The 8717-nt window shown below is 72.4% G+C and carries 6 protein-coding genes; 4 read left to right on the top strand and 2 right to left on the bottom strand.

Annotated elements, in window-relative coordinates:
- A partial coding sequence (locus ACWGIU_RS20770) for a DNA-3-methyladenine glycosylase family protein (protein ID WP_453707860.1) occupies positions 1 to 823 on the bottom strand: 823 nt, incomplete at its 3' end.
- 405 nt (positions 824 to 1228) lie between these two features.
- A complete protein-coding gene (locus tag ACWGIU_RS20765) occupies positions 1229 to 2614 on the bottom strand; it encodes a peptidoglycan recognition protein family protein (RefSeq protein WP_453707858.1) in 1386 nt (461 codons plus the stop codon).
- 139 nt (positions 2615 to 2753) lie between these two features.
- On the opposite strand from ACWGIU_RS20765, the gene ACWGIU_RS20760 reads away from it, so the two are divergent.
- From ACWGIU_RS20760 to ACWGIU_RS20745, 4 genes are all read left to right on the top strand, one after another.
- Positions 2754 to 3503, top strand: coding sequence for a TIGR03089 family protein (locus ACWGIU_RS20760; protein ID WP_453707856.1), 750 nt, complete (start codon positions 2754 to 2756; stop codon positions 3501 to 3503).
- Between the two features lie 185 nt (positions 3504 to 3688).
- On the top strand, positions 3689 to 4912 hold the full coding sequence (locus tag ACWGIU_RS20755) for an LCP family protein (protein WP_453707854.1): 1224 nt from the start codon (positions 3689 to 3691) through the stop codon (positions 4910 to 4912).
- Between the two features lie 221 nt (positions 4913 to 5133).
- A complete protein-coding gene (locus ACWGIU_RS20750; RefSeq protein ID WP_453707852.1) occupies positions 5134 to 6864 on the top strand; it encodes an LCP family protein in 1731 nt (576 codons plus the stop codon).
- A gap of 223 nt (positions 6865 to 7087) precedes the next feature.
- Positions 7088 to 8638, top strand: a complete 1551-nt coding sequence (locus ACWGIU_RS20745; protein WP_453707850.1) for an LCP family protein — start codon at positions 7088 to 7090, stop codon at positions 8636 to 8638.
- Positions 8639 to 8717 lie beyond the last annotated feature (79 nt).

Here is an 8717-nt window from a genome sequence, read left to right as displayed (position 1 = left end):
CGGGCAGGTGAAGGTCGCCGGTGGTGATCGCGTCGGCGTCGCCGTTGCTGCGCTGGAGGGTTTCGGCGGAGGTCCACGGCCCGATGCCGGGAACGGCCTCCAGCCTTCGTACGGCCTCGGGCAGGTCCATCGCGGCCGCCTCCTCCAGGCGGTTCGCCACGCGGGCCGCCCGCACGATGGTGGCGGAGCGCTTGGAGTCGACCCCGGCCTTGTGCCAGTCCCAGGACGGGATCATGGCCCAGGTGCGCGCCGCGGGCAGGACGTACAGCTCCGGGCCGGGGCCCGGGGCCGGCTCGCCGTACTGCCGGACGAGGCGGCGCCAGGCGCGGTAGGCCTCGTCGGCGGTGACCTTCTGCTCCAGGACCGTGGGGATCAGGGATTCGAGGACGAGGCCGGTACGGGTGAGGCGCAGGCCGGGACGGCGGCGGTGGCTGGAGTGCACCAGGCGGTGGCGGGGCACGAAGGCGGCGGGATCGTCGCCCGCGCCGAGGAGTGCGGGCAGCTGTTCGAGGAACCAGTCGGCGCCGGGGCCCCACGCCTCGGCGGTGACCTCCGTGCCGGTCCCGAAGACGCGCAGGGTGGTGGCGAGGCCCTGGGGGCTGCGGCCGGTACGCCAGACGGAGCCGTCGGGGGTGGTGCGGAAGGTGGGGTCGCCGGGGCCGCGGCGCAGCGGGCCGAGGACGAGCCCGAGGTCGACGGGGCCGTCGGCGGACCAGCGGCGTTCCCTGGCCGCGGAGCCGGTGGCGGCGCCGCGGCCTGCGGGTACGTCGGTGCGGCCGCCGCGGACGGCGGCGCGGGTGAGGGGATCGAAGCGGCCGGCCATGCCCCGAGCGTAGCGCCGGCCGGGCGTCGCCCCGGGGGCCCGGCCCCGGGACCCGGCCCCCGGACCCCGCCTTGCGATGCACCGCATCCGACGCCGTGCGCTTCCTCGATCGCCGGCGGGGCCGAGTGCAGCCGTTCCAGCCCGGACGGCGTTCGAGGCGCGGGCGCGGAGCCGTATGGGGGTGCGGGGCGGAGCCCCGGCGACGGAGCCGGGCGCCAGAGGCCCCGCAGTCCGCCGGAGGCTAAGGGCTCTCCCGGAATCCCCGGTGGATCGGCGCACGGCGTCGGATGCGGTGCATCGCAAGGCGGAGGGGCGCCCCCATACTGGGTGCATTCGGGCGTTCCGACAACGCGGCGAGGTGCCGTGGCCGGCGTCGTGCGCCCGCCGGGGATCACGGGACAGCCCTTAGGGCCGGCCCTGGAGCTTGGCCGAAGCCGTGCGGGCCGTGGGGAGCTTGCCGTAGAGCTTCGTGCCCGGGCATTGGGTGGCGAAGCCGTCCCGGTGGCCGGAGATGACGTTCATCGACACCTTCCTGCCCTTGGGGTAGAGGTTGCCCCCACCCGAGGTCAGGATGGTCTTCGCGCGCGGGTCCCGGCCGAAGAGGCCGAGCTTCCAGGCCGTGAGACGGGCGACCGAGTCGACCACCGCCGCCGGCGGAGCCGTGGAGGTGAAGGTGCCCAGCACCGCGACGCCCATGCTGTTGGTGTTGAAGCCCATGGTGTGCGCGCCGAGGACCGCCTTGGCGACGCCGCCCGCGCGGCCCTCGTAGACCGTGCCGCACTTGTCGACGGCGAAGTTGTAGCCGAGGTCCCGCCAGCCGTTGCTGATCACGTGGTAGCGGTACAGGCCGCGCAGGATCGCGGGGGCGTCCTTACAGGCGTAGTTGTTGCCGGAGGCGCTGTGGTGGACGAAGGCGGCCTTGACGGTGCTCGTGTAGACGAAGCCCGACTCGCGCAGGCCCTCGTCCGCGCCCCAGCCCTTGCGGGTGACGATCCGCGGGCGCGGACCGATGTAAGGGGCGGCGGCCGCGGTCAGTTCGCCGTCGCTCGCGAAGACGGCGTCGGCGGTGGAGTCGGCCTTGTCGAGTGCGGTGATCTCGTTCGCGCCGAGCGAGGCGTGCGGAACGTTCGCGGCGGAGGACTCCGCCGTCCCCATGGACATGGCGGGAACCACCTCGCCCTTGCCGTCGCCGTCCGGGCCGGTGTTCTTGCCGTCGGACCCGGCGGTGGGGGCGTCCGCGCCGGGGTCGACGAGTTCGATCCGCATGCCCGTGGGCAGCCGGGAGGGGGCCCGGGTGGCCGGAGCGCCGGATTCGGCTCGAACTCGGATCTCCACGGCGTCGGACTCGCCCACCCACAGCGGGGCGGTGGCACCGCGGATCGGGCCGGAGCCGCGTTCCGCCGCGTCGGGGTCGGCGGCGTGCTCGCCGTTGTGGGTCTCGAGGTCCTGCCAGTCCGACCAGGTGGCGGTCCGGGTGGAGCGGGTCCGCACCTGGACCCGGCCGTGCAGTTCCGTGGTCGCGTCATCCCAGACCACGCCGACCAGCGAGAACGTCCTGACCTCGCGTGCGGTCAGGCCCTGCGTCTCGGCGCGGCCCGCGGGGGTGCTCATTCCGGGGACTCCGGGCGTCCGCGTCACCGAGGGTCCCAGCGGGACGAGCGGCAGCGATTGGGTGGACCCGGCGGGGGTCACGGGGGCGGTCTCGGCCAGGGCGGGAGTGGGGAGCGCGAGTGGCAGGGCCAGTACGGCGGCCGTCGCGACGCCGATCGAGGAAGCAAGGAATCCACGCATGAAAAGGATGGTGAGCACTCGGACGGCCCGGCGCCATCCGAGAACTGACGCTCCGTCCGGCCCGCCGCGCGTACCCCTCGCCCGTACGGAGGAGCCGGCCGCCCCCGTACGGGGGACGGACCCGCGTACGCTGTGCCGGGTGAACGCCACTGACCGCACCCCTGCCGACCTGCTGCGATCCGCGCTCGCCGCCGATCCGGGCCGCCCGCTCGTCACCTTCTACGACGATGCCACCGGCGAGCGCGTCGAATTGTCCGTCGCGACCTTCGCCAATTGGGTGGCCAAGACCGCCAATCTGCTCCAGGGCGACCTGGGGGCCGAGCCCGGGGACCGGCTCGCGCTGATGCTCCCGGCGCACTGGCAGAGCGCGGTGTGGCTGCTCGCCTGCGCGTCCGTCGGGGTCGTCGCCGAGATCGGCGGGGATCCGGCCGGTGCGGATCTCGTCGTCAGCGGGCCGGACACCCTGGCGGAGGCCCTCGCGTGCGGCGGTGAGCGGGTGGCGCTCGCGCTGCGGCCGCTGGGCGGACGGTTCCCGCAGCCGCCGGCCGGGTTCGCCGACTACGCGGTGGAGGTACCGGGGCAGGGCGACCGCTTCGCGCCCTTCGTACCGGTGGATCCCGAGGGTCCGGCCTTGGTCGTGGGCGGCGCGGAGCTCACGCACGCGGAACTGGTGGCCCGCGCCCGCGAGGACGCGGCGAAGCTCGGCCTGGGCGAGGGCTCCCGCGTGCTGACCGGGCTCGGCTACGACACCTGGGAGGGACTCTCGGCCGGGCTGTACGCCGCGCTGGCCGCGGGCGGGTCCGTGGTGCTGTGCCGGAACCTGGACCGGCTCCCGGCGGAGGGGCTGGCCCAGCGCAGCGAGAGCGAACGCGTCACCCACACCGTCTGATCGCCGCCCGAAGGCCTGTCACCCACACTGGTGAAAGCCAGGTACGGGCGATTTGTCACCCGCATGGCCCTAGACACGGCCCCGCCCCCGGGCTGCTTCGGCGACCCGGGGGCAGCATCGGCAGTGGCCGTGCCCACCCGTACGGCTGACGGCCCGCAGTCGTAGCGGCGAGGGGACGGACGCCAGTGACGGACAGCGCAGGCATACCGGGCGGCACCGCGGCCGGGGGCGCGGGGCGGCCCCCGCGCGGCCGCGGGCGTCGGCGCCGGCTGCTGCGCCGGCTCGGCCTCGGGGCGGGCTTTCTGGTCCTGGCGGGTACGGCCACCGGCTGGTGGCTCTACAACAAGCTCGACGGGAACATCACCGAGGACACCTCGGCCGCGGCCGAGCTGAGGCGCTACGAGCGCGAGCGCCCGGCGCACCTGGCCACCGGGGCCCAGACCATCCTGCTGATCGGCTCGGACTCGCGCTCCGGCAAGGACAACGCCAAGTACGGGCAGGACGGGGGCAGCCAGCGCTCGGACACCGCGATCCTGCTGCACCTGCCGCAGGACCGCCGGAGCGCGACCGCGGTGTCGATACCCCGGGACCTGATGACGGACATCCCCTCCTGTCTGCAGGCGGACGGGAGCCGCACCGCCGCGCGGTTCTCGCAGTTCAACTGGGCGTTCCAGTGGGGCGGCGCCGCCTGCACGATCCGTACGGTGGAGAAGCTCACCGGGATCCGTGTCGACCATCACATGGTGATCGACTTCGGCGGGTTCAAGAAGATGGTCGACGCCATCGGCGGGGTGGAGGTCTGCCTCAAGGAGCCGGTGAACGACGCCGAGGCCAGGCTGCGGCTGGCCGCCGGCCGCCAGACCCTGCGGGGCGAGCAGGCGCTGGGCTACGTCCGCGCCCGCCACAGCCTCGGCAACGGCAGCGACACCGAACGGATGGACCGGCAGCAGCAGTTCCTCGGATCGCTCGTCAAGAAGGTGCAGAGCAACGGGGTGCTGCTCAATCCGGCTCGGCTGTACCCGCTGCTGGACGCGGCGACCTCCTCGGTGACCACGGACCCGGGGCTGGCCTCGCTGCGCGACCTGTACGAGCTCGTACGGGGCATGCGGGCCATTCCGACCCATCAGGTCAAGTTCCTGACGGTGCCCCGCAAGCCCTACGCGCCCGACCCGAACCGGGACGAGCTGGTCGAGCCCGACGCGGAACGGCTGTTCCAGCAGCTGCGGATGGACAAGCCGGTCACGGTCGCCCCGCCGAAGCCCACCCCGACCGCGGCTCCGGCCGAGGCCGCCGGGGAGGACACGGAGGCCGGTGCGGACACGGACTCGACCGACGAGGGAACCGTCACACCTCAGGTACCCGTCCCTACTTTCACGGGAACCACTGCGGGTAACGCCGACTGCCGGTAAAGCAATCCCAAAAGCCGGTGACCGAACCGCGAGGGATGGGCGGTTCACCCCGTTATAAGGGGAGTGGAATTTGTCACCAGCATGGTTTGCCGCCGAACAGGGCGGATAGGGTGAGCGATCCGGTGCCCGGCCGGACCAGAGGCGGGCACCAGCAGCCGGATCGTTGACCGTGCGCCTTGGGGAGGCGCGTCGCGAGGCACCGACGGAGGATTCGAGCAACCGTGGATGCGCAAAGCCGTGGGCGGGCCGACGAGATCGACCCCGCAGACCAGTGGGTACTCAATCCCCGCACCGGCAACTACGAACTGCAACTGGCCGACTCCGCCGCGCAAGCGCGGCCCAAGGTCACCGCGCCCCGCAGATCGCCCTCTGCTCCCTCGGCGCCGACCGGTCCCGCCCCCGGTGTACCGAAGCCGCGGCGCGGCGAACCGCCTGCGGGCGGCCGGCGCGGCGGACGCTCCCGCAAGATCGGCGGCGGCGGGCGCAAGAAGGCGCTGGCCATCACCGGTGGGGGCCTGGCGCTCCTGCTGGTCGGCGGCGCCGTGGCGGGGTACCTCTACTACGACCACCTGAACGGCAACCTCAGCGTCACCGACGTGGCGGGGGCCGGCACCGGCGGTTTCAAGAAGGACCAGCCCATCAACATCCTGGTCATCGGAACCGACAAGCGCACCGGCGCGGGCAACGAGAGCTACGGGGACAAGGACAGCGTCGGCCACGCCGACACCACGATCCTGTTCCACGTCTCGAAGGACCGGACGAACGCGACCGCGCTGTCCATCCCCCGCGACCTGATCACCAACATCCCGGCCTGCCCGACGAAGCAGCCGGACGGATCGACGAAGACGGTCGCGCCCACCAGGAACACCCGCTTCAACACCAGCCTGGGCCAGGAGGGCCGCGACGCGGGCTGCACCATGCGCACGGTCAAGGAACTCACCGGCATCGAGGTCGACCACTTCATGATGGCCGACTTCAACGCCGTCAAGACGCTGAGCACGGCGGTCGGCGGAGTACCGGTGTGCCTGGCCAAGGCCGTCAACGACGAGGACGGTTCCCACCTCAAGCTGGACGCCGGCGAACACCGGCTGTCGGGCGAGGAGGCCCTCGCCTTCGTCCGCACCCGGCACGGCTTCGGCAACAACAGCGACCTCGACCGGATCAGGATCCAGCAGCAGTTCCTGGGTTCGATGATGCGTGAGATGAAGTCGAAGGAGACGCTGACCAGTCCCAAGAAGTTCCTCTCCCTCGCGGAGGCCGCCACCAAGTCGCTCGGTGTGGACTCGGGGATCGGGTCCATCGCCAAACTCACCGATCTGGCCGGTGAGTTGAAGGGCATCGACACGAAGAACATCACCTTCACCACCCTGCCCGTGAAGGACAATCCGGCCGAACCGGAGGGCAGCAAGGCGACCGTCGTCGTCGAGAAGTCCCTGGCCGACCCGCTGCTGCAGATGATCCGGGGGGACGTCTCGCTCACGGAGGTCGAGAAGAAGGAGCAGGCCGCCAAGGAAGCGGCCGACGCGGACGCGAAGGCCAGGCAGGACGCGCTGCTCCAGGGCAGCCGCGCGGCCGCGGCGGACGTACGGGTGAGCATCTACAACGGAGGGGGCCCCAAGGGCTCCGCCTCCACGACGCTGAACTGGCTGCAGAACAGCAAGGGCGTGCCCAAGTCGAGCAACGTCGGCAACGCCCCCGAGAAGGTCGGCGCCACGCAGCTGGAGTACGCCCCCAACCAGGCCGACCAGGCCCGGGCGCTGGCGGACATCATGGGCCTGCCCGCCACCGCGCTGAAGGTGGGGACGGCCGACGCTTCGGCGAAGACCCCGATGAAGCTGACGCTGGGTCCGGACTTCCAGCAGCCGGGTGCCCCGCTGGCGGCCCCGGTGCCCCAGCAGCTGCCCGAGAACGTGCAGCAGGCGCAGGCCGACAAGGCGATCTGCGCCAAGTAACAGGACTCGGCCGGTGATACCGGCACTCTGTTGACCAGAAGGATCTTGAGGGGGACGCGTGAGGCACAGCAGCGTGCGAGGGGAGGGGGCGACCGCCCAGGCCGCCGAGCCGATATCCGGCGGCGGGGCGGACGCGTCCGGCACGGTGCCCCCACAGCGGGGCGGCTCCAGAGCGGCTCGCCGGGCGGCCGGCGGCCGTCCCCCCAGACAAGGCAGACGGCGCGTGCTGCGCTGGACGGCTTCCGTACTGTCCCTGCTGATACTCGGGACGGCGGCCGCCGGGTACCTGTACTACCGCCACCTGAACGGCAGCATCCACACGGACGCGCTGAACCTCGGTGAGACCAAACTGGGCGGTTCCAAGCCCAACGCCTTCGGACAGACCCCGCTGAACATCCTGCTGATCGGCTCCGACGCGCGGGACGACGCGGCGAACCAGGCCCTCGGCGGAGCCACCGACACCTTCGACGGCCCGCCGCTGGCGGACGTGCAGATGCTGCTGCACCTGTCCGCCGACCGCAGCAACATGTCGGTGGTCTCGATGCCGCGCGACACGATGCTGATGATGCCCAAGTGCACCGAGCCGGGCGGCAAGGTGCACCCCGCCAGCAAGGGCCTCGTACAGACGAACGAGTCCCTGCAGCGCGGCGGTCCGGGCTGCACCGTCGCCGCCTGGCAGGAGCTGACCAAGATCCCCATCGATCACTTCATGATGATCGACTTCAAGGGCGTGGTCTCGATGGCGGACGCCATCGGCGGCGTTCCGGTCTGCGTCGAGGAGAACGTCCACTCCCGCACCCGTGACGGCAAGGGCTCCGGCCTGAAGCTGCCGAAGGGCACGAGCGTCATCCAGGGCGAAGAGGCCCTGCAGTGGCTGCGCACCCGCTACGGCTTCGAGGACGGCACCGACATCGGCCGCACCCACGCGCAGCACCAGTACATGACGTCGATGGCCCGCGAGTTCCGCAAGAACGCCAAGCTCACCAACCCGGTGAAGCTCAACAGCCTGGCGCAGGCCGCCATCGACGCCATGGTCGTCGACACCGGCCTGAACAAGATCGACAAACTGTACGACCTGAGCACGGAGCTCAAGAAGGTGCCCCCGGGCCGGATCACCATGACCACCATGCCCTGGGTCTACAGCACCAAGCCCGGCCTGGACGGCCGGGTCGAGCCCATGGCCACCGAGGCCGAGGCCGTCTTCCGGATGGTCCGCGAGGACATCGCGCTCGACGGCAAGGGCTCCGGGACCCCGGAGAGCGGCGCGTCCCCCTCGCCGGGCGCCTCCACGGGCCCGGGCACCCCGAGCACGGCCCCCGGGACCCCGAGCACGGCCCCCAGCACGGCCCCGGCCGCGGCTCCCGCGAAGATCACGGTCTCCGTCCGCAACGCCACCAGCGGCAAGGACGGCGCCGAGACCCGGGTCAAGAACCGGGCCAACGACGTGGCCGCGCTGCTGAGCGGCAAGGGCTTCACCAAGGCCGCCGCCGACACCCGGACCGGCGGCGAGGACACCACGGTGATCCGCTACGCCACGGACGGCCAGGCGGCCGACGCGAGCGCCGTGGCCACCGCCCTGGGCCTGCCCGCCACCGCGGTGCAGAAGTCGGAGGAGGTCCCCGGGATCACCGTGTTCGTCGGCAAGGACTGGCGGACCGGTGACGCGCCGGCCCCGCCGCCGCCCGCCCCGACCGTGGCCCCGACCTCGGCCCACGCCCTCAACGGCGACAACGAGGGCGCCTGCATGCCGATCCAGCCGGGGTTCACCTGGTAGCGCGCACACGAAAGGGGCCCGGCACGGTGGCGGCGACGATCCGCAGCCTCCGCGCCGGGCCCCTTCGTGCGTCTCAGAC

Source organism: Streptomyces sp. NPDC054840, from assembly GCF_053611065.1.
The sequence above is the reverse complement of the archived record's forward strand: the minus strand, read 5'-3'. Positions and strand labels throughout refer to the sequence as shown.

Excerpts from the sequence above, each read along its gene's own strand:
- ACWGIU_RS20765 (WP_453707858.1), bottom strand. The coding sequence starts at position 2,614 with ATGCGTGGATTCCTTGCTTCCTCGATCGGCGTCGCGACGGCCGCCGTA.